Here is a 26,861-nt window from a genome sequence, read left to right as displayed (position 1 = left end):
TCGGGGCGGGGTGATGCAACATCTTGCGAACGACCCGCGCGGCGCGCGCGCGCAACTCCGCATGATCCCGGCTTGCCCCCAGAAGCAGTGCTGCGCCATCGCCCTCAAGCGGCAGCGCACGGCCCCGCCAGCGCCAGGTCATCCCCTCGGCCAGCTCTTGCGCCTGTTCTGCCGGAAACCCTTCAACCAGAGTCTGCGCCCACGAAATCATGAACGTGCCCCGAAAGCCCGTGCCCATCTGTCCCGCCTCTTGCGTGTCTTGTTTTTATCCGGCCTTTTCAGCCTGTTCTGGACAAAGGTTAACAGAATCGAATCAGTTGGGGAAGCGTCGTCTGTCCTAAAAGGCCCAGCCGAGCGTCAGCGAGCCGACAACCTGCCCCTCGGGCTGGCCCACAAATTCCTCGGACAGGTAGGTCAGCCCGTAGAAGATATTCGAGGCTCCGGTGTCGTAATTCGCGCCCAAACGCAGGCGATAGCGAACATCCTCCACCTCGTAGCCGCGATCCGATGGCAGCAGTTCCGAGCTGTCGACATAGGCGACATCGCCCCCGAAAAGGAAAGAAAAGCCGCTTTGATCCAAGCCGTCGACACCGGCGACGCGTTGCCCGGAAACCACATCGCGAACCCGCAATCCGCCTTCACCGAAGCTGCCAAGCGTCACATCGACCCCGGCGCGGGCCATATTCTCGACCCCGGCCTGAAGCTCCACGAACGGGCGGATCGCACCGCCCGCAAAGTAGATGTCCCGCGCGATTTCCAGTGTGCCGTGCAGGAAAAACCCGTCATCGACCTGAAAATTCCCGACATTCAAGTCTGACAGGCTAAGCACATCATGGATGTTGGATTGCAGACTATCGAGCCCCGTCTGCTCGCCGATCATCACCAGATCGGCGCCCGCGCTCACATCGAAGCCGGACCAGTCGAAATGGAGATGCGCCCCGGCGCTGAGCACGCCGGCATAAAGCCGGTCTGCCGGGTTCGGGTTGGTCAGATTGCCCGGGGCCACGATCTCTCCGCGGAAGCGGTACTCGACGACATCGCCAACACGCGGGCTCAGTTGGCCTTGCCATTGCTCGCCGCGGATAATGGAAAAGGAGTAAGAGCCGGTGCGCCAGCGATCGCTGCCGTCGCCGATCCAGTCATTGGTAAACACCCGCCCGATGCCAAGTGTCTCGCGCCCCTGTGCAAGGGCCGGCGTCATACCGGTGAGAATCGCAAATGTCGTGAAAGCCGCAAGGCGAATGCCCTTTGCCATGTCAAACTGCCCCATATCCTGCGCCGTCATTTTCTGCGGCTTAATCTAGAATTTCGTCGAAATTAACACGACTTGTGCATTGCGACTAGCCACATTTGGAATAACCGCAATCGGCGCAGGTCAGACATCCTTCGATCATCCGCATCTCGTGACTGCCGCAGGAGGAGCAGACCGGCCCCCTCGGGCGCCCGCCCATCTCGATCACTCTGGCCTGCGGATCGGCCTTCAGGCCCATTCCCTCGCCATCGATGAAGCCGATGGAAATCAGATGGCGTTCGATCACGCCGCCGATGGCCGCGAGGATCGAGGGCACGTATTTTCCGTTCATCCACGCACCGCCGCGCGGGTCGAACACGGCCTTCAGTTCCTCCACCACGAAGGAGATATCGCCGCCGCGCCGGAACACCGCCGAAATCATCCGGGTCAGCGCCACGGTCCAGGCGAAATGCTCCATGTTCTTGGAATTGATGAAAACTTCGAAGGGCCGGCGATGACCGTTCTGCACGATATCGTTGATGGTGATGTAGATCGCATGGCTGCTTTCGGGCCAGCGCAGCTTGTAGGTCTGCCCCTCAAGGGACTGTGGCCGGTCGAGCGGCTCGGAGATATAGACCACCTCGCCTTCCTGTGCGATTTCGCCGACCTTCGATCCCGGCGTCTTTTCCTGCGCCTCCGACACGCTGAGAACGGAGCCTGTCACGTCATTGGGCCGATAGGTCGTACACCCCTTGCAGCCGGTATCCCAGGCCTGCATGTAGACATCCTTGAAATCCTCGAAGCTGATATCCTCGGGACAATTGATTGTTTTCGAGATACTGCTGTCGATCCAGCGCTGCGCGGCGGCCTGCATTTTCACATGATCGGCGGGCGGCAGGGTTTGGGCATTCACGAAATGATCCGGCAGATCGATATCGCCGAATTTCTCCCGCCAGAGCTGGACGGCGTAATCCTCGACCTCTTCCTCGGTCCGGCTTCCGTCCCGCTGCAGCACCTTGCGCGTGTAGCTATAGGCAAAGACGGGCTCGATACCCGAGGAGACATTGCCGGCGTAGAGCGAAATGGTTCCGGTGGGCGCGATGGAGGTGAGCAACGCGTTGCGGATGCCATGCTCGGCAACGGCCTCGCGGATATCCTCGTCCATGCCCTGCATGTTGCCGGAGGCGAGAAAGCCCTTGGCATCGAACAGCGGGAACGCGCCCTTCTCCTTCGCCAGATCGACCGAGGCGAGATAGGCCGCGCGCGCGATCTGATGCATCCACGCCTCTGTCTGCGCCGCGGCGGCATCGGAGCCGTAGCGGAGCCCCAGCATCAGAAGCGCGTCGGCAAGCCCGGTCACGCCCAGACCGATCCGGCGTTTTGCCTGCGCTTCACGCGCCTGCGCCTCCAGCGGGAACCGGGAGGCATCGACCACATTGTCCATCATCCGGATCGCCACGCGAACCAGATCGTCCAGCGCCGTTTCGTCCAGACGGGCGGCGCTCTCGAACGGGTCCGTCACAAGGCGGGCAAGATTGATCGAGCCAAGCAGACATGCGCCATAGGGTGGCAGGGGTTGTTCCCCGCAGGGGTTGGTCGCCGCGATATCCTCGACATAGTTCAGATTGTTGGCGGCATTGATCCGGTCGATGAAGATCACCCCCGGCTCGGCATAATCATAGGTCGACTGCATGATCTTGTTCCACAGATCGCGCGCCTGCACCGTGTGGTAGACCTTGCCGTCAAAAACCAGATCCCAGGATCTGTCGTCCTTCACCGCATCCATGAACGGATCCGTCACAAGAACCGAGACGTTGAACATCCTGAGCCGCGCGGGGTCGGATTTGGCGGTGATGAAATCCTCGATATCCGGATGGTCGCAGCGCATCGTGGCCATCATCGCGCCGCGCCGCGAGCCCGCCGACATGATGGTGCGGCACATCGCGTCCCAGACATCCATGAAGCTGAGCGGTCCCGACGCATCGGCGGCCACACCTTTCACATCCGCGCCCTTCGGCCGGATGGTGGAGAAATCATAGCCGATCCCGCCGCCCTGCTGCATCGTCAGCGCGGCCTCCTTCAGGTTGTCGAAGATACCGCCCATGCTGTCGGGGATCGTGCCCATCACGAAACAATTGAAAAGCGTCACCGAGCGGCCGGTTCCCGCGCCCGCTATGATGCGCCCCGCAGGCAGGTATCTGAAATCCTCAAGCGCGGCATAGAAACGGCCTTCCCAAAGCTCCGGCTCGGTCTCCACGCTGGCCAGCGACCGGGCGATCCGATGCCAGGTGTCTTCGACCGTCTGGTCGATCGGTGTGCCATCCGCCTCTTTCAGGCGATACTTCATGTCCCAGATCTGCTCGGCAATCGGGGCGGAAAAACGGGACATCGGCGGCAGCTCCCTTAACGCGGCGGGGTGACGAAATTAACAGTGATCTGTGGATAAGTCCACCAAACCTTGTGGCCTTTGGCGGTGGACGGCTAGATATATAGGTATGGCTGCAAATCTCAATCTCATCAAGCTTTCTGTCGGGACGGACCATGTGGAGGGTCTGGCCCGGTGGCAGGCAAGCGCCCGCGCGCATGGCCCCGACGGCTTGCCGCGTCACATCACACGAATGTGGCCCAAACGGGCGGCGGAGCTGCTTGACGGCGGCTCGATCTATTGGGTGATCAAGGGTGTGGTTCTGGCCCGCCAGCTGATCCTGCGGCTGGACGAGGTCGATCGCGGCGATGGCATCAGACGCTGCGGCATCGTGCTGGACCCCACGCTGGTGCGCGTGGAGGCGACCCCGAAACGCGCCTTTCAGGGGTGGCGCTACCTGCCGGGTGCGGACGCACCGCGCGACCTGCGCAAGGGGCGACAGAATGAGGAAAGCCTGCCACCCGCCTTGCAATCGGCGCTTGCGGAGATAGGAGTGCGATGACGCCGCGGGTGCGGTTGTCGGACAGCGCCGACAGGGATCCGCCCGGTCGGTTACCCCTTAGCGGCGATCATCCGCATGAATCGGGATCGGTACCTGATTCAGGGCGGTCATGTCGTCCAGCACGGGAAGGTCATCGCGTTTGCCGCCATCGGCATCGTCATCCTCCTCGCCCATCGTCATGATCTGCATGCCGATCTGAACCGAGCCGAAGGTGATCGTGCATAGGATCACGAACACCGCCAGGGCGATCGGCCCTTCGGTGGTGTGGGTCACCAGATGCCAGATATTCGCAATGTTGAAATAGAGCACCAAGCCGGTGAAGGTGCAGGCGATCAGAAAGCCGTAAAAGGCGTGGCGCAGAATGAATTTGATATGGTCAGGCATTGGCACGGATCCTTTTTCATTCACCTTCTAACGTAGCAGCCCCGGGTCAGGTTGCAAGAACAGGCCGGCAAAAACGCGGCGGACAGGCGCAGATCCGGGAACGCCTCGGCGCTTCGCCATTCGCGGCCCCAGACGATCAGGTCGCCAGCCAGCCGATATAGCCCAGATAGGCCGCCAGCATCGCGGCCCCGGTCCCGCGCCCGATGCGCGGCAGGAGCAGAAGCAGCAGCAGGCACAGACCGGCCCCGAGGAACAGCGCCAGATCCAGCGCGGCGATATCGGCGGGCACATCGATGGGAAACACCATCGCGGTCACCCCCAGAATGCCAAGGATGTTGAACACGTTGCTGCCGACGATATTGCCAAGCGCCATGCGCCCCTGCCCGCGGATCGCGGCCATCACGGTAGTCGCCAGTTCGGGCAGCGATGTGCCGACCGCCACCAGCGTCAGACCGATCACCGCCTCGGAGACGCCAAGGCCGCCCGCCAGATCGACCGCGGCCGTCACCAGCAGATGCGCACCCCAGATCGTCACCGCGATCCCGCCCAGGGCAAGGCCGGCCGCGCGCCAGAGCGGCGGCGGCACAAGGGTAAGCTCGGGCTGCTCGCCCGGGGCCCGCCGCGCATCTCCCACCGCGCGCCAGAGATACGCCGCCAGCAGCGCCAGAAGCGCAAACCCCGCCAGACGCGACACCTCCCCCAAAAGCACAAGGCCCGCGCCGATACCCGTCGCCAGCGCCAGCGCCCAAAGGTCCAGCCGCGGCACCGCCCCCGCAGGCGTCACCGGTGAGATCAGCACGGCCAGCGCGAGGATCAGCAGAATATTGGCGATGTTGGAGCCCAGGACATTGCCGATGGCGATCCCGGGCGCGCCCTGCGCCGCGGCTTGCAGCGAGGTCACCATCTCGGGCATCGACGTGCCAAAGCCCAGCACCACCACCCCTACGATAGCGGGGGTTATCCGCATCCGTTGGGCGAGGCCGACGCCGCCACGCACAAGGATCTCGCCACCGACCAGCAGCAGAAACAGCCCGATCAGGCACAGGATCACGGTCATGAAAACAGGATACTCCACCGCCCGGCTGCGCCAATCGCCGTTCCGGCCCCGCGGCGATGCAGAGATTTGATTGCCCGGGGACGGCCACAAGGGGTGCGGGAAAAGAAATCTGCGATATGGTTGCAGGGGCGGCACGGCCATGGACGGCCCCGGCGCGTTTGGGATTCGCCCCCGGGCGGTTTATATCCGAAGGCCTGGACAGGAGAACCCGATGAGCGAGACGGATCACGACCGCAGCACCAAGAGCCACGGCCTGCGCCACGCGCGGGAGCTTGAGGGGCATCTTACATGGCTGGACAGCTTTTCGGGCGCGGCGCTTGCGGTGCTTGCCACGGCCTCGGGCATCTACACCTATCTCGGGGTCTCCTCGCTTCTGGACGACACCGGCGCGCTCAGTTTCTTTGCGGCCACGGCCTATTCCATCGCGGTTTCGGTCGGGATTTTCGTCTTCTGGTCCTATCTGCTGCGGCTTCTGCCCGCGATGCGCACGGCAGGCTCCAAGATCAAGCTGATGGGCGCGATGGCGCTCGGGTCATTGGCGATCATCGCCATGTCCTCCTGGCTGAACGCCGCCGCGCTGGCCGGGGCGGCGGCGGTGGAGCAGCATCTTGCCCAGACCGTTCAGGAATATCAGGGCGCGCTGGAAGAGGCCCATGACATCGCGATCAGCGCGCAAGCGCTGGAACGCGACGTGGCGCGCGTCCGCCAGAGCTTCGAGGATCTGAGCGAACAGGAGGCCGCGGGCGATCTGTCCGGCCTCGCGGGCCGGGGTGCGGTTTTTCGCGTGCTGCGCCAGAAGTCGGCCGAGCTTGCAGCGCTGGAGCTTCAGATCGCCGAACAGGGCCCGCTGATCGAAGGCGCGTTCGACGAGGGCAACGCAATCCTGAGCGACATGCGCAGCCTCACCGTGGCGCCGGGCCCGGTGGAGGCCCGGTCGGTCGCGTTTTCCGAAGAGGCCGTGCGGCTGGCCGGTATCATCACCACGATGCGCCAGCTTTCGGTGGCCCCGCTGGTGGACCGGGCGGCGGAGGATCTTTCCGCCTCGGTCGTGCTGCCCGAGCTGGACGGGCGCACCACCGACGGGCAGGCCGCGCAGGCCAGCACGATCACGTCCGTGCTTGACGTTCTGCAACTGCGCGCGGCCTCGCTGGAACAGGCCGCCGAGCAGGTCATTGCCCGCCCGGCCCCGGCAGAGACGACCTACCGCCCGATTTCGACCGCCGATGCGGTGATCCTTTATGCCGGCAATTTCGTCCCGTCCTGGGCCGGGGCCATCGCGATCGATCTGTTGCCGATGGTGCTGGTCCTGATCCTGATGGTCACCCATGGGGCGATCCGCTCCGGGCGGGGCGATGTTCCGGCGGAAGACACGCTGACGCTGGCCGAACTGCGCGCGGCCCTGCACGCGATCCGCGATGTGGAAGAGGCGATGCATCCGCAACCAACCGGCACGACCCCGGCCAGAGCACCAACACCGGCCCCCGCGGAAGAGGCCGAGCCACCCAATGTCCAGCCGCTGAAACCCGGACCGACGCGATGAGCGACCGGGCGGACCGGCCGTATCTGCGCCCCGGCAGGGACTGGACGACGCGCCGCGCGATCCTGGCGATCCTGGCGCTGCAGATCGCGATGGCCGTGGTGCTGGCCGGCCGGGATCTGGTGGCTGCCCTGCCCGATCTGATCTCCCCCGCGCGCCAGCCCACGCTTGATACCCCCGTGGCGCCCGGCGATCAGACCCGCCGCTTCCGCCCGGGCGATCTGCCCGCCCGCCCGGCGGTGCAGGACCCGGCGCGTCAGACCCGCCTGCCGGATCCGGGGCGGATGCCCTCGCGGCTGCAATTTACCGCCGGGGCCGATGGCATTCTGCTCCTGACCGGCGCAATTGCACCCGGCGATGCGGCGCGGTTCGAAGAGGCCCTGTCCGATCCCGATGACAGCCCGTCGATTATCCGTCTGCATTCCACCGGCGGGAGCGTCGCGGACGCATTGGCCATCGGGCGGGCCGTTCGCGGCGCAGAGATCGCGACCGTGATGGAGGCCGGCGATATCTGCCTGTCGGCCTGCCCCTATATCCTTGCAGGCGGGGTCTCCCGGACGGTGGACGATGCCGCGATGGTCGGTGTCCATCAGCACTACTTCGGCGAAAACACGGCGCTCCCCGCCTTTCTGGCGGTGGAGGATATCCAGCGCGGACAGGCCGAGGTGATGGCCCATCTGGATGCGATGGATGTGGATGTGCGCGTGATGCGGTACGCCATGGCGACCCCGCCCGACGAGATCTATATCCTGCTGCCCGAGGAATTGCTGGACTACCGGGTGGTTTTCGACCCCGCCGCGGACGGTGCCGGTGGCTGACCGGGCGCTTGCCCCGCCGCAGCCACCCTCGCGACGATCCCGGATGATTGCAGAAGCGCTCTACCCCTCGACCCGTGAAAAAGGTCGCGCGCCTGCAATGCCCGGATATGCCGGACGATCACGCGCGGGCCTCAGAACGCCTCCGGTCGGGCCTCGCGCGCCATGTGATCCAGCACCGCATTCACGAATTTCGGCTCGCGACCCTCGGGGAAAAACGCGCGCGCCACATCGACGAATTCGGTAATCACCACCTTGGGCGGTGTGTCCCCCTCCACCAGTTCGGCGCCGGCTGCGCGAAACAGCGCCCGCAGCGTCGGGTCGATCCTGTCGATCGGCCATGTCGCGACAAGCGCCCGGTCGGTCATCTGGTCGATCTTGGCCTGCCGGTCCACCGCGTCGTCCAGCAGCTTGCGGAACAGATCCACGTCGCCCTCGGCCATCTCCTCGCCGTCGATCGTCTCACCGAAGCGGAAACTCTCAAACTCCCGGCGGACCACGTCGACGCTCTGGCCCGAATGCTCCATCTGAAACAGTGCCTGCACGGCATAAAGCCGGGCCGCCGATTTCATCTGGCGTTTCTGGTCTCGGCTTGGCCCATCGGGGCGGGGGGAGGTCATGCGGTGGCCGGTCCTTCGCTTTTGCCCGCGACCTGAATGCTCTCACCGCGCGGCTTGAATCCGATGCCGCCTTTAGGCTTCCCGAAGCGGCGCGTCAACGCGATGAGGTGCAGGGCCGCCGCCGCGGCCCCGCCGCCCTTGTTCATTCCCGACGGATCGGCCCGGCGCGCGGCCTGATCATGGTTTTCCACCGTCAGGATGCAATTGCCGATACAGGCACCGCCCATTCCCAGCATCGTGATCCCGCGATTGGATTCCTCGCACACCGTCTCGTAATGGGTCGTCTCGCCCCGGATCACGCAGCCAAGCGCCACGTAGCCGTCGAAATTGGACTGCCGATGGGCGATCCCGATGGCCACCGGGATCTCCAGCGCGCCGGGCACCTCGATCACCTCGTACCCGGCGCCGGCCTGCTCCAGCATCGCCTTGGCACCGGCCAGCTGATCATCCGCAATGTCCTTGTAGTAGGGCGCGATGACGATCAGCAGTTTCACCGGTTCGTCAAACTCCGGCAGCGGCAATTCGTGATGGGTGGTTCCGGCCATCTATCCGATCTCCGAGATCTTGCGGGTGTCGGTGATGTTCAGCCCGTAGGCCTCCAGCCCCACCACCTTGGGTTTCGGCGAGTTGGTCAGCAGGATCATGTCCGACAGCCCGAGCGAGGACAGGATCTGCGCCCCGAGACCATACTGGCGCAGTGTCTGCGGGGAGACTTCGCTTTCCGCGCTCAGCTTCATGTTCAGATCGCGCAGCAGCACCAGAACACCGCGCCCTTCCGCCGCGATCAGCTTCATCGCGTCGCCGAACTCTCCGGCCCGGCCCGCACCGCCCGTACCCACCACATCCAGAAGCGGATCCATCGCATGCATCCGCACCAGAACCGGCGCATCGGTCGCGATATCGCCCTTGATCAGGACGATATGTTCGGCGCCCTGCGTCTCGTCGGTGTATATCCGCAGCGTCCATTCACCGCCGAATTCGGAGGTGATCTTCTGTTCGTTGCGCACCTTGACAAGGTTGTCGTGGCGACGCCGATACGCGATCAGATCGGAGATCGTGCCGATTTTCAGGTTGTGCCGCTGTGCGAAGGCCACCAGATCGGGCAGCCGCGCCATGGAACCGTCCTCGTTCATGATCTCGCAGATCACGCCCGACGGATTGAGCCCGGCCAGCCGGGAGATATCCACGGCCGCCTCCGTATGGCCCGCGCGCACCAGCACACCGCCATCGCGCGCCCGAAGCGGGAAGACATGGCCGGGGGTTGCGATATCCGCCGCGCCCTTGCCCGCATCGATGGCCACGGCCACGGTCCGCGCGCGGTCATGGGCGGAGATCCCGGTACTGACCCCCTCCCGCGCCTCGATCGAAATGGTGAATGCGGTCTCGTGCCGCGAAGAGTTGTAGGACGACATCAGCGGCAGGCCCAACGCGTCGATCCGCTCGCCCGGCAGCGACAGGCAGATCAGACCGCGCCCGTGGGTCGCCATGAAGTTGATCGCCTCGGGCGTGGCCATCTGCGCCGGGATCACCAGATCGCCCTCGTTCTCCCGATCCTCGTGATCGACCAGAATGAACATCCGCCCGTTGCGGGCATCCTCTATGATCTCCTCGATGGTGGAGACGGCATCGGACCAGTCCTGCTCGACCGGGCCGGGTTTTTCGAATGGGATCGGATCAGACATGCACGTTCCTCCGGGGCGGGCTTGGGGCCCAGATATCGCACCAACCGCCACCTGACCAGTGCCCGATCCGTCAAAACAGCGGCCGGACACGACGTCACCCGCGCTCGGGGCGTGGTGGCCCTGTCTCGCTCAGGTGTGTCCGGGATCAGCGGCGGCGCTTTCAGCCCCCGGGCCGGAAGAACCGCTCCGCCGAGAGGACGCCGGCCATCTGCGCGGCACCGCACCAGTCCCGCTCGACGCCGGTTGCAGCCACCAGAACGACGCCATCGGCGGGCAGCCTGACATCGCGCAACGTGGTCTTGAGGCGGTCCCGCATCGCCGACCAGCTTTCGGTGAAGCCCGGCGCCACATCGGCAAAATCGATCAGGCCGCGGTTGCTCTCCAGAACCGCCTGCGGATGGAGCGGCCCGTAGATGGCCGCGATCCGCCCCGCGCCACCATCAAGCGCGGTCAGCCGGTTGCGAATGGCATCGGGCACCGCAATCCGTTGCGGGCGCAGTTCCAGCGCGTTGCCGGAAAAGAGAAACCCCACGATATCGCGCCCGGATGTCGCGCGGATCGTCGCATAGGTCGTGTAGTCCAGACCCAGACGTTTCGCGCGGGCGACCCGGATCCGCACGATCTGCAACGGCAGCTTGGGCAGCAGATCGTGGCGCGCCTTGCCCCAGGCGTGTTTGCGAAAACCAAAGCCCGGTTCCATGCTGGGCCCGCCATTATGCCCGATCCCGCTCATCCGTCGCTCTCCATCTTCATCCATCCAACCGCGTCCCGGGCGGCAAGAACCGCCGCCGTCTCGTCCGCATAGGGCCCGCGCGGCGCATCCAGTCTTCGCCAGCCATGGGCGTCCTCGGGGTCACGACGGCATTCGGACCAATAGGCACCCCCGTCCGTGCCAAGGATATCCACACAACGCTGACCGGTCGCGTCATTGATCGACCGCATCACGACGGGCTTCATCCGCCCCACTCCTGCAGCCGCGCGACATAGCGGGCCAGCGTGTCGATCTCCAGGTTGATCGCGTCGCCTACGGCGACACCGCCCCAGGTCGTCACCTCCTTGGTATGCGGGATGACATTGACGCCGAAGGTGGCCCCGTCCACCTCGTTCACGGTGAGCGAGGTGCCGTTCAGCGCGATCGACCCCTTGGGCGCGATAAACCGGGCCAGCGGATCGGGCGCGCGAAAACTCAGGCGCGTACTGTCGCCCTCATCCTCCATCTTCACCAGTTCGGCCACGCCATCCACATGGCCGCTGACGATATGCCCGCCCAGTTCGTCGCCCACCTTCAGGGCGCGTTCCAGATTGATCCTTTGGCCCTCGGTCCAGCTTCCGATATTGGTCCGGGATACGGTCTCGGCGGAGATGTCCACGTCGAACCAGCCCGGCCCAAGGGCCACCGCCGTCAGGCAGACGCCGTCGCAGCAGATCGATGCGCCGATATCGATGCCGCCCGTGTCGTATCCGGTGCCGATCCGCGCCCGAAGGTCGCCGCGATGCTCCAGCGTCCGGACGGTGCCAATATCGGTGATGATACCTGTAAACATGAACGCTCTCTCCGTTTGTCCCTCTCACCTAGCTGCGGTCCGGCAACGGGGCAAGCCACGCCCGCGCCTTATTGCGGGCCAAAACCAACCGTAAAACCGCCAAGCCCCTATGAAAACCTGTATCAAAGCAGTAGGTCTATCACGGCGAGCCCTTTCGGGGATTACACGGTTGCAGAAAGTATTCCTGTTCCTTCAGGGCCCGCACGGGCCGTTCTTTCACGGACTTGGCAAGAGTTTGCGAGCCGCGGGTGCGGATGTCTGGCGCGTGGGCTTCAATCAGGGTGACAGCGCGTTCTGGCACCATCGCGAAAGCTATATTCCCTATACCGGCACCATCGCGGACTGGCCTGACCGGCTGCGCCGGCTGATCGCCGAAAAAGACGTCACCGATCTGGTGCTCTACGGCGATACCCGGCCCGTCCATGCCGAAGCCGTGGCCATCGCGAAATCGCAGAACCTTACCGTGCATGTCTTCGAGGAGGGGTATCTGCGCCCCTATTGGGTGACCTATGAGCGCGGCGGCGCCAACGGGCATTCGAGGCTGATGAACACCTCCGTCGCGCAGATGCGCCGCGCGCTGAAGGATCTGGATCTGGATCTTCCGGACACCCCGTCGAAATGGGGCGATATGCGCCAGCACATGTTCTATGGCGCGCTTTATCACTGGTTCGTCATGTTCCTGAACAGGCGCTACCGGAACTTCCGGCCCCATCGCAACATCCCCGTTTCGCGGGAGCTGTGGCTCTACTTGCGGCGTCTGGCCTTCATGCCGTTTCTCTGGCTCGACCGGGTGCAGGCCACATGGCGAATTCGCGTGGGCGGGTTCCCCTATCATCTGGCGCTGCTGCAACTGGAACATGACGCCAGCTTCCGGGATCATGGCCCGTTCGACACCATGTCCGATTTTCTGGCGCTTCTGATCGAAGGCTTCGCACAGGGCGCGCCGACCCATCACCATCTGGTCTTCAAGTCCCACCCGCTGGAGGACGGGCGCGTTCCGATCCGCAGGGATATCCGCCGGCTGGCCGGCGAACACGGCGTCGGCGACCGGGTTCACTTCGTGCGCGGCGGCAAGCTCGCGCGGCTTCTGAACGACGCCCGCAGCGCGGTGACGGTGAACTCCACCGCCGCGCAGCAGGCGCTCTGGCGCGGATTACCGCTCAAGGCGTTCGGGACCGCCGTCTATCTCAAGCCGGAATTTGTCTCGACCCAGTCGATGGAGGCGTTTTTCACCAATCCGACCCGCCCCGACAGCCGGGCCTATCGCGATTACAGGCATTATCTGCTTGAAACATCGCAGATCACCGGCAGTTTCTATTCCGGCAGCGGCCGGCGGCAGCTTTTGCGCCAGGTGGTCGACATGATGTTGTCCCCGGAAGACCCGTATGACGCGCTTGATGCCGGTCGACCGGCCCATCGGCAACACCTCCAGGTGATCAAATAACCGAAAGGCTAGCGCGGTTTGCGCAGATAAGCTAAAGTCAAAAAAAATAAACTGAGGCAGTTTCAGGCAATAAGGAGCCACTTCCGTGAAATCACTGGCTTCCCGAGGGGCGCGCATGGTCGCGCTTTCGGTTGTTGTATCTATCGTCGCATCCTGCGCGTTGCCTCGCTCGGGCCCCAACCGCAACGAATTGTTTGCAGGTTCGGTCCAGCGCGAGGGCGATGCCTTCGTGGTCGAGGTGAACCAGAGGGTCATCGCCGCCACGTCCATCGTTCCCGCGCTCGGCTTCAGTCAGGCGTTCCAGAATGCCGGCCCCACCTCCACCGAAGTGATCCGCCCGGGCGATGTGCTGGGCCTGACCATCTATGAAAACGTCGAAGACGGGCTGCTGGCCGGGCAGGGCACCAATGCCGCCCTCATCAACGAGGTGACGGTGGATGGCGCGGGTTTCATCTTTATCCCCTATGCGGGCCGCATCCGTGCCGCGGGCAACACACCCGAGCAGCTTCGCGAGATCATCACCCGCAATCTGGACGAGCAAACCCCCGATCCGCAGGTTCTCGTGCGCCGCCAAGCGGGCGATGGCGCCACCGTATCGGTTGCGGGCGCGGTCGGCGGGCAGGGCATTTATCCGGTGGAGCGGGCCACGCGCACCTTGTCGGGCATGCTGGCCGCCGCCGGCGGCGTCAGCGTGGAGCCCGACATCGCCCAGATCACGGTGGTGCGCGGCGCACATTCCGGCACGATCTGGTTCGAGGATCTCTATGCCAACCCCCAGTTCGACATTCCGCTGCGCGGCGGCGACCGGATCCTGGTGGAGGAAGACAGCCGCAGCTTCACCTCGCTCGGAGCGACCGGCACACAGGCGCGCGTGCCCTTCGACAGCCAGACGATCTCTGCCATCGAGGCGATTGCGACCGTCGGCGGACTGCAATCCAACCTCGCCGACCCGACGGGCGTTTTCGTCCTGCGCAACGAGCCCGAGGAGATCGCCGAAAGCGTGCTCGGCCGCAGCGACCTGATCGGTACACAGCGGATGATCTATGTGCTGGATCTGACGGCGCCGACCGGCATGTTCGAAGCCCGGGATTTCGTCATCCGCGACGGCGACACCGTTTACGTGACCGAGGCCCCGTTCACGCAGTGGAGCAAGGCCCTGAGTGCACTGACCGGGACGCTTGGCACGGCCAATTCGATCGCCGGCCTGGCCGAGTAGGCCTGTGCCGGGTGACGGGCGTCGCGACATCCCCGCCGGGTCACCCAGCCGGCGGGGATTTCACTTCAACGCCGGTTTTCTGACCAATACCCGCGTGCGGCGCATTCTGTCGCTGTCGGGATATGACCTGAAGATCGGCAAACCGGGGCCGGACGATGACGTGCTGGTCTGGGGCCATTCGCCCTATGCTCCGCGCGGCGAAAAGGCCGCTGCCGCCACCGGCGCGCATCTGGTGCGCGTCGAGGATGCGTTTCTGCGTTCGCTTCATCCGGGCCGCGCGGGCGAGCCGCCCCTTGGCCTGACAATCGACCGGCGCGGCGCCTATTTCGACAGCACCCAACCCTCCGATCTGGAACATCTGCTGGCCAGTCACCCGCTGGACGACACCGCCCTGCTGGACCGGGCCCGCGATGCCATCGCCCGCATGGCCGACGCGCATCTGACAAAGTATTCCGCCGTCGATCCCGGCATCGAACCGCCCGATCCCGGCTATGTGCTGGTCATCGACCAGACGCGCGGCGATGCCTCGATCCGGCTTGGCGGGGCCAATGCCGACACGTTCCGCGAGATGCTCTACTGGGCGGGAGAGGACCACCCGTGCGCACCTGTCGTCATCAAGACCCATCCCGAAACAACCGGCGGCCATCGCACCGGGCATTTCAGCGCGGCCGACCTCCCCGGGACGGCGACGCTGTTCGACGCGCCCGTCTCTCCCTGGCGGCTCATGGCCCATGCCCGCGCGGTCTATACGGTGTCCAGCCAACTGGGGTTCGAGGCGATCCTGGCCGGACACAGGCCGGTGGTGTTCGGGCAACCCTTCTATGCAGGCTGGGGCCTCAGCGACGACCGCCAGCCGGTCGGGCGCCGCCAGCGCGCGCTGACCCGCGCCCAACTGGCCGCCGCCGCGCTGATCCTCTACCCGCGCTGGTACGACCCCTATCGGGACCGGCTCTGCCCGCTGGAGGATGTTCTGGGGGCGCTGGAGGCGCAGGCCCGGGCGTGGAGAGGCGACAGGGCCGGGCATGTCGCAATCGGCATGCGCGCCTGGAAACGCACCCATCTGCAGGCGTTCTACGGCAGATCGGGCACCCGGTTGCGTTTTGCGGCGACGCCCGCGGCTGCGGTGGCCACCGGCAGGTCCGTGATGGTCTGGGCGGGCCGCGAAGACCCGGCCCTGCGCGACGCCTGCCTCTCGGCAGGGCTGCCGCTCTCCCGCGTTGAAGACGGGTTTCTGCGCTCCCGCGGGCTTGGCGCCGATCTGATCCCCCCGCTCTCGCTGGTCCGGGACGATCTGGGCATCTACTACGATCCGACCCGCGAAAGCCGCCTTGAACGGCTGATCACGGAGGTCTCGGGCTGGCCTGCCAAACGTCTGGTCCGGGCCGAGGCGCTGGTGGCCCGGCTGACGGCGCTCGGTCTGAGCAAATACAATCTGGGCGAGGTCCCCGATCTGCCCGAACCGGACACACGCAAGATGGTGCTGGTCCCGGGCCAGGTGGAGGATGATGCCTCGATCCGGCTTGGCGCGGGCGAGGTGCGCAGCAATCTGGACCTGCTGGAAACCGCCCGCCGCCTGCATCCGAACGCGATGCTGGTCTACAAACCCCACCCGGATGTGGAGGCCGGCCTGCGCAGCGGCGCGGTGCCCGCCGAGGCCCTCGCCCGGCTGGCCGATGTCGTGGCCCATCGTGCGGATCCCGCCGCTCTTCTCGCGCGGGCCGATCGCGTGGTGACCATGACCTCGCTTCTGGGGTTCGAGGCGCTGTTGAGGCAGGTGCCGGTCACCGTATTGGGCACGCCATTCTATGCCGGATGGGGCCTGAGCACCGATCTGGGGCCGGTGCCCGCCCGGCGGCAGGCGCGGCCTTCGCTCGCCGCGCTCGCCCATGCCGCGCTGATCGCCTATCCGCGCTATCTGGATCCGGTGACGGGCCTGCCCTGCCCTGTGGAGATCGCGGTGGAGCGTCTGGCCACGGGCCAGGGGCTGGCGCGGAAACCGGGTTTGCGGGCCTTGGCAAAGCTGCAGGGCTGGTTCGCGGGTCAGGCCTGGATCTGGCGGGGCGGACGCTGACGCGACCTGCGCACGCAACCGGCAATAGCGAATGCAGAGGCCGGGGCTAAGGTGCCGGGGTCACACCGGTCCGCGGGTCCAGCTATGCAGGATGTCCGGGCCGATGGCACGGGTGTCACGCAAGATGAACCGCGGCGCCTCGCCAAGCGCCGCCACCCCCATCGCACCGATCGCGGGCTGGCCTTCGGCGCCAAGCGCCAGCCCGGCGGTGAACCCCACCAGATCGTCCACCAGATCCGCCGTCAGCAAGGATGCCGCCAATGCCCCCCCACCCTCGCAGAAAACCCGCGTCAGCCCCTCCCGCCCCAGGGCCTGCATCACATCGGACAGGTCCAGTTGCCCCCCCGGCGCAGTGGCGCATGGGATCAGCCGCGCGCCCCTGTCGCGCCAGGCCGCCTGCACGCCGCCCGCGGCATCCTCCCCATGGCAGAGCCAAAGCGGCACCTCGTGGGCGTTTTGGGCCAGGACGCTGTCGGACGGAAGATCGAGCCTGCGGGAAATCACGACACGAACCGGCTGATGCGCGACGCCCAGCCCCCGCACGGTCAGGTTCGGGTCATCGGCCCGGACCGTGCCCGCGCCGACCATCACCGCATCATGGCGCGCGCGCATCCCGTGAACCACCCGGCGCGCCAGGGCGCCGGTGATCCAGCGGCTTTCCCCACTGGCCGTCGCGATCCGCCCGTCGAAGGAGCCGGCAAGCTTCAGCGTCAGAGCCGGGCGGCCCTGCGTGATGCGGCTGACAAATCCCGCATGGGCCCGCGCCGCTTCGTCCCGCAGGACATCTTCGGTAACCGCGATCCCGGCGTCGCGCAGCCGCGCAACTCCCTGCCCTCTGGTGCGGGGGTCCGGATCCTCCATGGCGACGACCACCCGCGCGACCGAAGCCGCGATCAACGCCTCGGCGCAGGGCGGGGTCTGGCCGTGATGGGCACATGGCTCAAGGCTGACATAGGCCGTGGCGCCCCGTGCCCCGGCGCCTGCCTGATCAAGCGCCCGGGGTTCGGCATGGGGGCGCCCGCCCGGCGCGGTCCAGCCCCGGCCCAGCACCCGCTCGCCCTTCACGATCACGCAGCCCACTGCCGGGTTGGGCCAGGTCCGACCCTGACCGCGCGCGCCAAGGCTGAGCGCAAGGCGCATCCAGCGGGCATCCGCGCCCGTCACGGGTCAGCTTTCGGTCGGGTTTGGCGGGCGCAGCTCGGCCACGAATTCCTCGAAATCATCCGCGTCCTTGAAGTTCTTGTAGACACTGGCGAAGCGCACATAGGCGACCGTGTCGATCCGGGCCAGACTTTCCATCACGATCTCGCCGATGGTTTTCGAGGGAATATCCGTCTCGCCCATGCTTTCCAGCCGGCGCACGATCCCGCTGATCATCTGATCGATCCGGTCAGGCTCCACCGGGCGTTTCTGCATCGAGATGCGGATCGAGCGCTCCAGCTTGTCGCGGTCGAAATCCTCGCGCTTGCCATTGGTCTTGATCACCACCAGGTCGCGCAGCTGTACCCGTTCATAGGTGGTAAACCGACCGCCGCATGCGGGGCAGAACCGCCGTCTGCGGATGGCCACATGATCCTCTGCCGGTCGGCTGTCTTTTACCTGAGTGTCCACATTTCCGCAAAACGGGCAGCGCATCCACGTCCCCTCTTCTTGTCCCTGGGCGCCCGGGCCGGGGGCGCGTATCCTGGCTGATTGGGTCTTAAGCCCGGTTATCCACAGGCACTATAGGGCGATGCATAATGGTTGGGTAGTATTGAAATTCTGCCACAGCATTTTGGGGTTGGAGTGGCAGGAATACCTGCCCTTGCCTACGCCATTGCCCGGCAGGGTACGATTGGCCGGGCGTTTTTGCGCCCTCCGGTGTGCCGCGCGGCCATTAACCCCATCGGGCGATCAGATGTGCTATCGACCCTTCTGAAACGAATGTCGCGCCATGCCGGAGATCCCGGGCGGATCGGCGATTTCAAACTGTTGAACCCCGGGCCGAATTGGGCTCATCATCGCCGGATCGCATTATGTCAGCCGATATTCGACTCCGCTTTCGCAGCCAGCCTAAACCGTCGCATCGTCAAGAAGAGAACCATATGCAGCAACCCAGTACCGACCGCTACGATATCTGCCAGAAGGCCGACGCCATCCATGGCTGGCTGAAAATGGTCACCTCCCGCCGCACGGTGGATATCCTGCATTGGCAGGAGACGCAGGGATACACCGGAAACCTGATGGAAATCGGCGTCATGTGCGGCAAGTATTTCTCGCTCATGGTCGACAGCGCGATGCGGACCGGGGATACGGTTCTCGGGATCGACACATTCCAGTATGCAAATGAAAAACGCGTCGTCACCGAGTTGACCGGCGTTTTCGGCAAGGCTGTCACCGATCGTTTCAAGTTATGGCGCCGGCAATCGAACACGGTCTCGGCGACCGAACTGACACATGCGATCGGGCGGCCCCGGTTCATCAGCGTCGACGGCGCCCATGATTTCGAAAACGTCTACCGCGACATGGAACTGGCTGAACAGGTCGTGTCCCACAAGGGCGTAATCTCTGCCGACGACTTCCTCAATCCGCTGACGCTCGGCGTCAATCAGGCGATCAATGCCTTCCTGTCGCGGCCGCGCGCGGTCGTTCCGGTGGCCTTCGTCGCCAACAAGCTGTTCCTCGTTCACCGGTCGGTGGAGGAAGAGTATCGCGGCGCCGTCGAAGAGATGATCCGGAACGGCAAGGATGCGGAGGCCGAAGCCTTCAAGCAGCGCGCGACCCATGGCCGGCACCATATCGAGCAGGATTTTCACGGCCACAAGGTTCTGATCGGCTGATTTCTGCCGCTGCCGACGCGCTGCCGGATCGGCCCGGGGGCGGTCATGTGCCCCGCTGGTCCGAAGCGCTTCTTGCGAAATCCCTGAACTGCGCGGTGCAACCTGCTAGACTGTCCCTTTAACACGCAACAGGAGACAGATCATGAGTATCGCCCGTGTGACGGAGATTTCCGCAACATCGCCCGACAGCTTCGAGGCCGCGGTGCGGGACGGCGTGGCCCGCGCCAATTCCACGCTGCGCAACGTCACCAGCGCCTGGGTCAAGGAACAGCGCGTGGCGGTCAGCGACGGGAAGATCGACTATTATCAGGTCAATCTGATGGTCACTTTCGTGCTGGACGACTAACCTCCGATCAGCGCCGCCGCTACCTGCCGTGAATGGGCCCGGCGGCGGTGCTCGACCACATAGATCCCTTGCCAGGTGCCCAGCATCATCCGCCCGCCGCTCACGGGGATCGATAGCGAAACCGGCATCATCGCCGCCTTGATATGGGCCGGCATATCGTCGGGGCCTTCCTGGACATGGGTCAGATAGGACATCGCCGGATCGTCGGCGGGCGGCACGAGCCGCTCGAAATAGGCCCGCAGATCGGTCTGCACATCCGGATCGGCGTTTTCCTGTATCAGCAGGCTGGCCGATGTGTGGCGGATCATCAGCGTGACCACCCCGCCACCCTGCCCGGATAGCCAGCGGCTGACCTGCGATGTGATCTCGTAAATCCCGGGGCCACGGGTCTGCACTGTAAACACTGTCTCCATGCGCCTATCTGAGATCAGGACGACACCTGTTGCAAGCTGATCGGAGACCAATCCCCATGACCCGCAAAACCCTGTTCATCACCGGCGCCTCTTCCGGCATCGGCGCCGCCACCGCCCGGGCCGCCGTCGACGCGGGCTGGAACGTGGGGCTGATGGCGCGCTCCGCCGACAAGATCACCGCACTGGCCGAAGAGTTGGGCGGCGCGGCGCTGGCCCTGCCCGGCAATGTCACGCAACTGGCCGTGCAGGAGCAGGGTCTTCTGGCCTTGCAGGAGGCGTTCGGCGCGGTCGATGCCGCCTTCGCCAATGCGGGGATGGGCCTGAGCACACCAGGCACGGAAAACGGCGACCCCAAGGAATGGGAGGCGCTGGTGCAACTCAACATCCTTGGCCTGCTCTACACCGCGAAGGCCGCGATGCCCTATCTGAAGGAAACACAGGGGCAGATGGTTCTGACCGGATCCGTCGCCGGGCGGCAGCACATCAAGGGCTCGATCTACGGCGCGTCGAAATGGTTCGTGCATGGCTATGCGGGCAATCTCGCCGAAGAGATGCGCGAATGGGGCGGGCGCTGCACGGTGATCGCGCCCGGAATGGTCGACACACCGTTCTTCGACACCCCGCGACCGGACAAGCTCATGCCGGAGGATGTGGCCGAAGCGGTCATGCTGGCGCTCAACGCGAACCCGCGCAACACCGTGCGCGAGGTGTTCCTGTTCCCGACCAACTGACAGGCCCCGGCGCACGGACCCGTTTACGGCGGCTTGGCCTCGAAGGAGACCAGCGCCGTCCTGCCCGCGCCGGTCAGGGTATAGACCCCCTTCTCGACCCGCTCGAACCAGCCGTAGTGATCGTCCCGCATGATGGCCGTGGCGCGGTCCACGCCCGTGGCCGCCTTGACCGCCGCCCCTCTGCACGGGCCGTGTGCCGCCAGATGCCCGGCGCAGCGCAGCGCATCCTGCCGGTAGGCCGTGATGATCTTGCCGTTGGTCCCGCCCCGGTTCGGATCGCCCGAACGGCGGGCGAATTCGCGCAACAACCGTGCCTTGCGCGGTTTGGAGATGCGCGGCGCATACGGGCCCGGATCGCAATGAACCTCCACCAGAGCGTCTGTCAGGCGCACGGTCATCAGACCCAGCCCCAGACGCCTTGCCAGCTTCACATTCTCCGCCAGCGCCTTCTGAAACGCCCGGCCCGTGCCGCGTGGCACCGCCAGATAGACCACGTCGCTGACCGCAAGCCGGGCCACGCCCTGATGAAACAGCGCAAGCGAAAACCGCGCTTTCAGCTCCACGATCACGGGGTCTTCATCGGCCCGCCGGGCGACCACATCGGCCCCGGCGATCTCGGCCTTGACGTCGTAGCCTTGTGCTTCGAGAAACGCCTTCACCGGCGGGTAGAGATCGGTTTCCTTCACCATCGGGGCAAACCTAACGCGTTTCGCGGCCTGGGTGAATCGCCAAAACGTGCCGGTCCGAAGCCGCCGCCCGGTCCGGCGGATCGACGGTGCGCGCGGATCCCGGCGCCGCCGCGCGCAGGGCACGCCCGGCCTTTCAAGGTCCCGTTCCCCCGATTCCCGGCTTGACACGACCCAAGCCGCGCCGTATCCCCGCCCAAGATTTCCGGGGCGCTGATATGGATCACGCGCCCCCTTCCGTTTCTGAAACCCGAGGGTGCCCACATGTCTCGCGTCTGCGAATTGACCGGCAAAGGTCCGATGACCGGCAACAATGTCAGCCATGCCAACAACAAAACCAAGCGCCGCTTCCTGCCGAACCTGAACGAAGTCACGCTCGGCTCCGATACGCTGGATCGCCGGTTCAAGCTGCGGATTTCCAACGCCGCCCTGCGCACCGTGGATCACCGCGGCGGCCTTGACGCGTTCCTTGCCAAGGCCAAGGATGACGAGCTGTCGCCCAAGGCGCTGAAAATCAAGAAAGACATCGCAAAGGCCCAGGCCACCGCCTGATCGAGATCTTGCGCATGACACAGACGGCCCCGCATCCCGCCGATGCGGGGCCGATGTCATTTTGTCGCTTCCCATTCCGGCACCGGGCGGCATAAACCAGAGACATGACCCGGGTCTTCCGCCCCATATCTGCCACGTGTCTGGCACTGGTCCTGTCGCTCACCAGCGTCAGCATGGCATTGGCGCGCGGCGACATGGCGGTAAATGGCACGATGATTCTGTGCCTAGGCGGCATGCAGGTCACGGTCGCCATCGGCCCCGACGGCGCCCCGGTGATCGAGGAGCATATCTGCCCCGATTGCGTTGTCGGCGCGTTGGCGCTTGGCGGCACACCGCCCCTGACACCTCCGGTACCGGCCGTCTGGACATTCCGCGCGCCGCTTCACGACCTCTCCGCCGATGCCGAGCAAGTACAGGCGCCTCAGGCCCGCGGCCCGCCCGCCGCCCGCGCCTGACACCAGCACTTCACGTCTCAGTATTCTCGCACAAACGGAGGGACATTCCATGTCCATCAAAGCAGCGACGCTTGCCGTCGCCATCACCCTTGGTTTCATCCTGCCCGGTGCAGCCAAGGCTGAAATGATCATAGAAGATGCCTATGCCCGATCTGCCAGCCCGGTCGCCCAGACCGGGGCGGCCTTCATGGCCATCACAAATCGCGGCGACACCGATGACCGGGTCGTCTCGGTCAGTTCGGATGCGGCCGCCCGCGTCGAACTTCACACCCATCTGCAGGACGGCAATGGGGTCATGCGCATGGTCGAGGTCGAAGATGGCTTCCCCGTTGCCGCCGGCGAAACCCATATGCTGGCCCGCGGCGGCGATCACATCATGTTCATGGGGCTGACAGCGCCCTTCGTTCATGGCGACGAGATCGAGGTGACGATCCGCTTCGAACATGCGGATCCTGTGACCGTGAGGATCCCCGTCGATCTGGAACGTCAGGACCACGGCGGCATGGGCGGCTAGCGTCCCGCACTTGCCCTTCCGCCGGACCGCCCCGCCCGCGCACCGGGCGCAGGTGGCGGCACCCCTAAAGCGCGCCTCTTCGTACCTTCGCGAACGGGCGCGCCACCCGCATCCTCAACCGCCCTTGCCGGCGATCATCCGTTCGACCCATGCCGGAACGGCACGCGACGCCTGTCCCGCGATCACCTCGTCGAAAAGGCCCGGTCGGCGCGTCGGCTCCAGATTGATCTCCACCGTTTCGGCCCCCGCCATCCGCGCCTCCTCCACCAGCCCGGCGGCGGGATACACTTCGCCCGATGTGCCGATGGACACGAACAGATCGGCGCGCGCCACCACGTCATAGATCCTGTCCATCTGATACGGCATCTCGCCGAACCACACGATATCGGGGCGCGTCGCGGCCCGGTCGCAGGACGGGCAGAGATCGGACATGTTCATCGCTCGGGGCGCAGGCCAACGGTGGCCGCAGGCGGCGCATAGCGCCCCGGTCAGAACCCCGTGCATATGGATCAAGGCGGTCGAGCCCGCGCGCTCATGCAGATCGTCCACATTCTGCGTGACCAGCACCAACTCCCCCGGCCAGTCACGCTCAAGCCGCGCCAACGCCACGTGGGCCGCATTGGGCGTGGCCGCCAGCGTATTGGCGCGCCGGGCGTTGTAGAACTCATGCACAAGGCCCGGATTGCGCGCAAAACCTTCCGGGGTTGCCACCTCTTCCAGATCGTACCGGGTCCAGAGCCCATCGGTGTCGCGGAACGTGCCCAGACCGCTTTCGGCGGAGACGCCCGCGCCCGTCAGAATGACAATTCGTTCCATCGACATCCCCTTTCATGGCAAGACTGCCCGAAAGGAGCCTGTCATGACCACCCGTATCTTATGTGTCTGCCTGGGGAATATCTGCCGGTCGCCCGCCGGTCAGGCGGTGCTGGAGGCCCTGCTGCCCAGCGCCCGGATCGACAGTGCGGGCACCGGCGACTGGCATATCGGCCGCGCGCCCTACGGACCGATGCAAAAGACCGCGTTGGCCCGTGGCTATGACCTGTCCGGTCAACGCGCGCGGCAGGTCGCCGCCCGCGATTTCGAGGATTTCGATCTTCTCCTGGCGATGGATCGCCAGAACCTTGCCGATCTGCGCGCGATCCGGCCCGGTGGATCACGGGCAGAACTGGCGCTGTTTCTCACCCATGCGGATGGCACGCCCGAAGACGTGCCCGACCCCTATTTCACGGGGGATTTCGACACAACGATGGATCTGATCGAAACGGGCGCGAAAGCTTGGGCGGCTCAGCCGCACATCGCTTCGGCGGTTTCCCCGAAGGAGCGGTAACGATCCCAGAACGCCTCGTCGCTGGCGCGATCCGACATCCGCACATCCTGCGCCCGCTGCGGGTCGCTGAAGAACCGCGCGGCTTGGCGCTGATCGGTCCTGCTGAGCGTCATATCGGCCACAACCCCGATACAGCCGCAAAGCTGCCGGTTGGCGGCGCGGCGATCCGACTGGTTGCAGGCCCGCTCGATCGCATTTGCGGATGCCGGCGTGGAAATAGGCGCGCTGGCCATCATCAGCGCCGCCAGAAGCAAAACGGATTTCTTCATGTCACTGGCCTCATTCATGCACGTTTGCGGAAGATCTGACGCCTTCCTGATCACGCCGAAGAATGCCCGAAAACGCCCGGGTTTTCAATGTTTCCCGTCATGCAAGGATCAGGCGGCTCTGAGGCGCTGCATCTTGGCGGCGACCGTTTCATCGGCCACACGATCTGGTCCCACACCCCGCTCCGTGGCGCGCTTGAAGATGGCCTCCAGCGTTTCGTCAAGGGCGGCCAGTTTGTCGCTGACAAACCCCTGCCGGTCCCGAATCCGCAGAATCTCGGTCGCGACATTGATGATCCCGCCCGCATTGGCCACGTAATCCGGCGCATAGAGGATGCCGCGCGCATGCAGCGCCGCGCCGTCCTCCGCGCGCGCCAATTGATTGTTGGCCCCGCCGGCCACCGCCTGAACCCGCAGCGCCGGGATCGTGTCGGCATTCAGCACGCCGCCGATCGCGCATGGCGCCAGAATATCGGCCTCCACCTCCAAGATCCGATCCGCGTTCACAACCGTGGCGCCGAAGCTCTGCCCGGCCCAACCGGCCCGCTCCGGGTCGATATCGGCCACACTCAACCGCGCACCGCCCGCCCTCAGCAGCTTGCACAGATGCCAGCCCACATGGCCCAGCCCCTGCACCGCCACATGCCGCCCCGACAGAACCGGAGAACCGAAGCGGAATCGCGCCGTCGTCCGGATCGCCTGAAAGATGCCCCGCGCCGTGATGGGGGACGGATCGCCACTGGCAAATTCCCCGTCCGGCAGACCGGCCACAAACGGCGTGACGGTGGCCATCGTCGCCATATCGGCCGGGCTCATCCCCATATCCTCCGCCGTCCAGTACCGGCCCGCCAGACCGTCGATCGCGCGGGCGAATGCCCGCAGTTGCGCCCCGGTCTTGGCTTTAGGGTCACCGATGATGACCGCCTTGCCGCCGCCCAGGGGCAGATCGGCCGCCGCGTTCTTGAACGTCATCCCCCGCGAAAGCCTCAGCACATCCTCCAGCGCCGCCTCCTCGCTGTCATATGGCCGCATCCGCAATCCGCCCGCCGCCGGGCCAAGCTGCGTGGAGTGAACGGCGATGAAACCGGTCAATCCGCAACTCCGGTCTTCGACACGGAGAACCTCTTCGTGGGTGGGGCGGGACATGGGTGTGACGATCATTCTGGGCCTCCTCTGACCTGAAAAGGCTAGCCCGGAGCGGGGAGCGAAAGACGGCAAAGATTGGCCTTGCGACAGGGAAAAATGGGGATAAAATCTAAAAAATGGCATTATAATAGAGTTTTCCACTCATGGACAAAATCGACCGCCGGATTATCACCACGCTGCAACGCGATGGACGGATTCCGATCGTAGAGCTGGCCGACCGGGTCGGCCTGTCGCCCACGCCCTGCGCCCGCCGCGTCGCCAGACTCGAAAGCGATGGCATCATCACCGGCTATGCGGCCCGCGTCGACCAGACGAAACTGGGCTACCCGCTTACCGTGTTCATTTTCGTGGAGCTGGAACGCCAGAGCCATGACACCGTGGCCGCCTTCGAACGCGCCGTAACCCGGTTTGACGAGGTGGTGGAATGCCATCTGATGACCGGCACCCGCGACATCCTGCTGAAAGTCGTGGCGCCGGATCTCGCGGCCTTCGACCGGTTCCTGGAAAAACACCTGATGCACGTCCCCGGCATCCGCGCGACCCGGTCCAGCTTTTCGCTCCGCACCATGGTGCAGCGGGAGGTCATGCCGCGGGACTAGTGCAGCCGCGCCTGCACGACGAACCCGGTCACGGTCTCTTCCCCCAGGGCGCGCAGCGCTTCCAGCCGATGATACCCTTCGATCAGCACATACCGCCCCTTGCCCTGCCGCACGCGGATGGGCGTGGTCTGCCCGTTTTCCAGAATGTCGTTGGCCAGCGCCTCGACCTTGCCCGCCTCCAGCGTCTTGGCGCGTTTGACCGGCACATAGACCTCATCGATCGGCAAGGTATGGGTCCTCAGCATCGCGCCTGTCCTCCAACATGGTCGGGGGAGGATAGCATGGCCGGATGGGGGTCGAAAGACGAACTGCCGGGGTGGTCAGGTAGACACGCGACAACTACACCGGACGGCTTGCAGCCGCCGACCGATCGCGCCCCGCAAGCCGGGGGAGCGCCTGCCCGGCGGGACGGCACCGTCCATTAAGCGCGACCATGACGCCCCTGCAGCCGCGCTTTCGCAGTGGGCGCACACCCCGTC

32 protein-coding genes and 1 pseudogene are annotated in these 26,861 nt (G+C 65.2%); 14 read left to right on the top strand and 19 right to left on the bottom strand.

Annotated features, from left to right (window positions below; translation table 11 throughout):
- From ACQ651_RS20175 to ACQ651_RS20165, 3 genes and pseudogenes are all read right to left on the bottom strand, one after another.
- Positions 1–238: pseudogene (locus tag ACQ651_RS20175) on the bottom strand (Hint domain-containing protein); the annotation flags it as partial.
- Between the two features lie 99 nt (positions 239–337).
- Positions 338–1,255, bottom strand: coding sequence for a lipid A-modifier LpxR family protein (locus ACQ651_RS20170; protein WP_430450289.1), 918 nt, complete (start codon positions 1,253–1,255; stop codon positions 338–340).
- 85 nt (positions 1,256–1,340) lie between these two features.
- Positions 1,341–3,620, bottom strand: coding sequence for an adenosylcobalamin-dependent ribonucleoside-diphosphate reductase (locus ACQ651_RS20165; RefSeq protein WP_430450288.1), 2,280 nt, complete (start codon positions 3,618–3,620; stop codon positions 1,341–1,343).
- Between the two features lie 106 nt (positions 3,621–3,726).
- On the opposite strand from ACQ651_RS20165, the gene ACQ651_RS20160 reads away from it, so the two are divergent.
- Positions 3,727–4,158, top strand: a complete 432-nt coding sequence (locus tag ACQ651_RS20160) for a DUF1489 family protein (RefSeq protein ID WP_430450287.1) — start codon at positions 3,727–3,729, stop codon at positions 4,156–4,158.
- Positions 4,159–4,215: 57 nt separating this feature from the next.
- On the opposite strand, the gene ACQ651_RS20155 is transcribed toward ACQ651_RS20160, so the two are convergent.
- Entirely contained in the window at positions 4,216–4,542 is a 327-nt protein-coding gene (locus ACQ651_RS20155; protein WP_227284429.1) for a hypothetical protein, read from the bottom strand.
- 136 nt (positions 4,543–4,678) lie between these two features.
- Positions 4,679–5,599 (bottom strand): calcium/sodium antiporter, encoded by a 921-nt coding sequence (locus ACQ651_RS20150; protein ID WP_430450286.1) that lies wholly within the window; start codon positions 5,597–5,599, stop codon positions 4,679–4,681.
- A 211-nt stretch (positions 5,600–5,810) separates the two neighbouring features.
- Here ACQ651_RS20150 and ACQ651_RS20145 point away from each other — a divergent pair, with 211 nt between their 5' ends.
- Together ACQ651_RS20145 and ACQ651_RS20140 are read left to right on the top strand one after the other, a co-directional pair.
- On the top strand, positions 5,811–7,139 hold the full coding sequence (locus ACQ651_RS20145; protein ID WP_227284431.1) for a hypothetical protein: 1,329 nt from the start codon (positions 5,811–5,813) through the stop codon (positions 7,137–7,139).
- Entirely contained in the window at positions 7,136–7,954 is an 819-nt protein-coding gene (locus ACQ651_RS20140) for a hypothetical protein (protein WP_430450285.1), read from the top strand. The genes ACQ651_RS20145 and ACQ651_RS20140 overlap by 4 nt, the downstream gene beginning before the upstream one ends.
- Before the next feature lie 131 nt (positions 7,955–8,085).
- Here the strand turns inward: ACQ651_RS20140 and nusB are convergent, their stop codons facing one another.
- The 6 genes from nusB to ACQ651_RS20110 form a co-directional block, all read right to left on the bottom strand.
- Positions 8,086–8,571, bottom strand: coding sequence for a transcription antitermination factor NusB (gene nusB, locus ACQ651_RS20135; protein ID WP_375550631.1), 486 nt, complete (start codon positions 8,569–8,571; stop codon positions 8,086–8,088).
- Positions 8,568–9,116: a 6,7-dimethyl-8-ribityllumazine synthase gene (locus tag ACQ651_RS20130; RefSeq protein ID WP_430450284.1), complete on the bottom strand. Its 549-nt coding sequence runs from the start codon at positions 9,114–9,116 to the stop codon at positions 8,568–8,570. The genes nusB and ACQ651_RS20130 overlap by 4 nt, the downstream gene beginning before the upstream one ends.
- Positions 9,117–10,253 (bottom strand): 3,4-dihydroxy-2-butanone-4-phosphate synthase, encoded by a 1,137-nt coding sequence (gene ribB / locus ACQ651_RS20125; protein ID WP_227284435.1) that lies wholly within the window; start codon positions 10,251–10,253, stop codon positions 9,117–9,119.
- 160 nt (positions 10,254–10,413) lie between these two features.
- Entirely contained in the window at positions 10,414–10,986 is a 573-nt protein-coding gene (locus ACQ651_RS20120; RefSeq protein WP_227284436.1) for a hypothetical protein, read from the bottom strand.
- Positions 10,983–11,210 (bottom strand): hypothetical protein, encoded by a 228-nt coding sequence (locus tag ACQ651_RS20115; RefSeq protein ID WP_227284437.1) that lies wholly within the window; start codon positions 11,208–11,210, stop codon positions 10,983–10,985. The genes ACQ651_RS20120 and ACQ651_RS20115 overlap by 4 nt, the downstream gene beginning before the upstream one ends.
- Positions 11,207–11,797, bottom strand: a complete 591-nt coding sequence (locus tag ACQ651_RS20110; RefSeq protein ID WP_227284438.1) for a riboflavin synthase — start codon at positions 11,795–11,797, stop codon at positions 11,207–11,209. Before ACQ651_RS20110 ends, ACQ651_RS20115 begins: the two co-directional genes overlap by 4 nt.
- Before the next feature lie 169 nt (positions 11,798–11,966).
- Between ACQ651_RS20110 and ACQ651_RS20105 the strand changes: the two genes are divergently transcribed.
- The 3 genes from ACQ651_RS20105 to ACQ651_RS20095 all read left to right on the top strand — a co-directional run bounded on the left by ACQ651_RS20105 (position 11,967) and on the right by ACQ651_RS20095 (position 16,528).
- Complete coding sequence (locus ACQ651_RS20105) at positions 11,967–13,241, top strand: capsule biosynthesis protein (RefSeq protein ID WP_375550635.1); 1,275 nt, start codon at positions 11,967–11,969, stop codon at positions 13,239–13,241.
- A gap of 85 nt (positions 13,242–13,326) precedes the next feature.
- The gene (locus tag ACQ651_RS20100; RefSeq protein WP_227284440.1) at positions 13,327–14,457 is read left to right on the top strand and encodes a polysaccharide biosynthesis/export family protein; all 1,131 of its coding nucleotides are present in this window, start codon (positions 13,327–13,329) and stop codon (positions 14,455–14,457) included.
- A gap of 4 nt (positions 14,458–14,461) precedes the next feature.
- Positions 14,462–16,528: a capsular polysaccharide biosynthesis protein gene (locus tag ACQ651_RS20095; protein WP_430450283.1), complete on the top strand. Its 2,067-nt coding sequence runs from the start codon at positions 14,462–14,464 to the stop codon at positions 16,526–16,528.
- 60 nt (positions 16,529–16,588) lie between these two features.
- Here the strand turns inward: ACQ651_RS20095 and ribD are convergent, their stop codons facing one another.
- Together ribD and nrdR are read right to left on the bottom strand one after the other, a co-directional pair.
- Positions 16,589–17,692, bottom strand: coding sequence for a bifunctional diaminohydroxyphosphoribosylaminopyrimidine deaminase/5-amino-6-(5-phosphoribosylamino)uracil reductase RibD (ribD, locus tag ACQ651_RS20090; RefSeq protein WP_430450282.1), 1,104 nt, complete (start codon positions 17,690–17,692; stop codon positions 16,589–16,591).
- A 3-nt stretch (positions 17,693–17,695) separates the two neighbouring features.
- A complete protein-coding gene (gene nrdR / locus ACQ651_RS20085; RefSeq protein ID WP_121896477.1) occupies positions 17,696–18,163 on the bottom strand; it encodes a transcriptional regulator NrdR in 468 nt (155 codons plus the stop codon).
- Positions 18,164–18,612: 449 nt separating this feature from the next.
- On the opposite strand from nrdR, the gene ACQ651_RS20080 reads away from it, so the two are divergent.
- Both ACQ651_RS20080 and ACQ651_RS20075 read left to right on the top strand, forming a co-directional pair.
- Positions 18,613–19,347, top strand: coding sequence for a class I SAM-dependent methyltransferase (locus ACQ651_RS20080; protein WP_430450281.1), 735 nt, complete (start codon positions 18,613–18,615; stop codon positions 19,345–19,347).
- A 142-nt stretch (positions 19,348–19,489) separates the two neighbouring features.
- The gene (locus tag ACQ651_RS20075) at positions 19,490–19,693 is read left to right on the top strand and encodes a dodecin family protein (protein ID WP_121896475.1); all 204 of its coding nucleotides are present in this window, start codon (positions 19,490–19,492) and stop codon (positions 19,691–19,693) included.
- Here ACQ651_RS20075 and ACQ651_RS20070 read toward each other — a convergent pair.
- Positions 19,690–20,106: a secondary thiamine-phosphate synthase enzyme YjbQ gene (locus ACQ651_RS20070; protein WP_430450280.1), complete on the bottom strand. Its 417-nt coding sequence runs from the start codon at positions 20,104–20,106 to the stop codon at positions 19,690–19,692. The two genes, ACQ651_RS20075 and ACQ651_RS20070, sit on opposite strands and share 4 nt — an antisense overlap.
- A gap of 56 nt (positions 20,107–20,162) precedes the next feature.
- Here ACQ651_RS20070 and ACQ651_RS20065 point away from each other — a divergent pair, with 56 nt between their 5' ends.
- Entirely contained in the window at positions 20,163–20,837 is a 675-nt protein-coding gene (locus ACQ651_RS20065; protein ID WP_430450279.1) for an SDR family oxidoreductase, read from the top strand.
- Between the two features lie 23 nt (positions 20,838–20,860).
- On the opposite strand, the gene ACQ651_RS20060 is transcribed toward ACQ651_RS20065, so the two are convergent.
- Positions 20,861–21,526: a DUF2161 domain-containing phosphodiesterase gene (locus ACQ651_RS20060; protein ID WP_430450278.1), complete on the bottom strand. Its 666-nt coding sequence runs from the start codon at positions 21,524–21,526 to the stop codon at positions 20,861–20,863.
- 261 nt (positions 21,527–21,787) lie between these two features.
- Between ACQ651_RS20060 and rpmB the strand changes: the two genes are divergently transcribed.
- From rpmB to ACQ651_RS20045, 3 genes are all read left to right on the top strand, one after another.
- A complete protein-coding gene (rpmB, locus tag ACQ651_RS20055) occupies positions 21,788–22,075 on the top strand; it encodes a 50S ribosomal protein L28 (protein ID WP_121896472.1) in 288 nt (95 codons plus the stop codon).
- A 104-nt stretch (positions 22,076–22,179) separates the two neighbouring features.
- A complete protein-coding gene (locus tag ACQ651_RS20050) occupies positions 22,180–22,530 on the top strand; it encodes a hypothetical protein (protein ID WP_227284447.1) in 351 nt (116 codons plus the stop codon).
- Positions 22,531–22,579: 49 nt separating this feature from the next.
- A complete protein-coding gene (locus tag ACQ651_RS20045) occupies positions 22,580–23,044 on the top strand; it encodes a copper chaperone PCu(A)C (protein WP_430450277.1) in 465 nt (154 codons plus the stop codon).
- Between the two features lie 114 nt (positions 23,045–23,158).
- Here ACQ651_RS20045 and ACQ651_RS20040 read toward each other — a convergent pair whose 3' ends face one another.
- On the bottom strand, positions 23,159–23,860 hold the full coding sequence (locus ACQ651_RS20040) for an NAD-dependent deacylase (protein WP_430450276.1): 702 nt from the start codon (positions 23,858–23,860) through the stop codon (positions 23,159–23,161).
- A gap of 43 nt (positions 23,861–23,903) precedes the next feature.
- On the opposite strand from ACQ651_RS20040, the gene ACQ651_RS20035 reads away from it, so the two are divergent.
- The gene (locus tag ACQ651_RS20035; protein WP_430450275.1) at positions 23,904–24,371 is read left to right on the top strand and encodes a low molecular weight protein-tyrosine-phosphatase; all 468 of its coding nucleotides are present in this window, start codon (positions 23,904–23,906) and stop codon (positions 24,369–24,371) included.
- Here the strand turns inward: ACQ651_RS20035 and ACQ651_RS20030 are convergent.
- Both ACQ651_RS20030 and ACQ651_RS20025 read right to left on the bottom strand, forming a co-directional pair.
- Positions 24,329–24,640, bottom strand: coding sequence for a hypothetical protein (locus tag ACQ651_RS20030; RefSeq protein ID WP_121896813.1), 312 nt, complete (start codon positions 24,638–24,640; stop codon positions 24,329–24,331). The genes ACQ651_RS20035 and ACQ651_RS20030 overlap by 43 nt on opposite strands.
- Before the next feature lie 108 nt (positions 24,641–24,748).
- A complete protein-coding gene (locus tag ACQ651_RS20025; protein WP_430450274.1) occupies positions 24,749–25,798 on the bottom strand; it encodes a Glu/Leu/Phe/Val family dehydrogenase in 1,050 nt (349 codons plus the stop codon).
- A gap of 128 nt (positions 25,799–25,926) precedes the next feature.
- Here ACQ651_RS20025 and ACQ651_RS20020 point away from each other — a divergent pair, with 128 nt between their 5' ends.
- Positions 25,927–26,382 carry an Lrp/AsnC family transcriptional regulator gene (locus tag ACQ651_RS20020; protein WP_227284452.1) on the top strand — a complete coding sequence of 152 codons (456 nt, stop codon included), beginning with the start codon at positions 25,927–25,929 and terminating at the stop codon, positions 26,380–26,382.
- Here ACQ651_RS20020 and ACQ651_RS20015 read toward each other — a convergent pair.
- Entirely contained in the window at positions 26,379–26,627 is a 249-nt protein-coding gene (locus ACQ651_RS20015) for a ParB N-terminal domain-containing protein (RefSeq protein WP_430450273.1), read from the bottom strand. The two genes, ACQ651_RS20020 and ACQ651_RS20015, sit on opposite strands and share 4 nt — an antisense overlap.
- Positions 26,628–26,861: the final 234 nt, after the last annotated feature.

The sequence above is a fragment of the Rhodophyticola sp. genome (genome assembly GCF_965284195.1).
Classification (GTDB): Bacteria; Pseudomonadota; Alphaproteobacteria; order Rhodobacterales; family Rhodobacteraceae; genus Rhodophyticola.
Note: the sequence above shows the minus strand (reverse complement) of the source record. Positions and strands in the feature narration are given on the sequence as shown.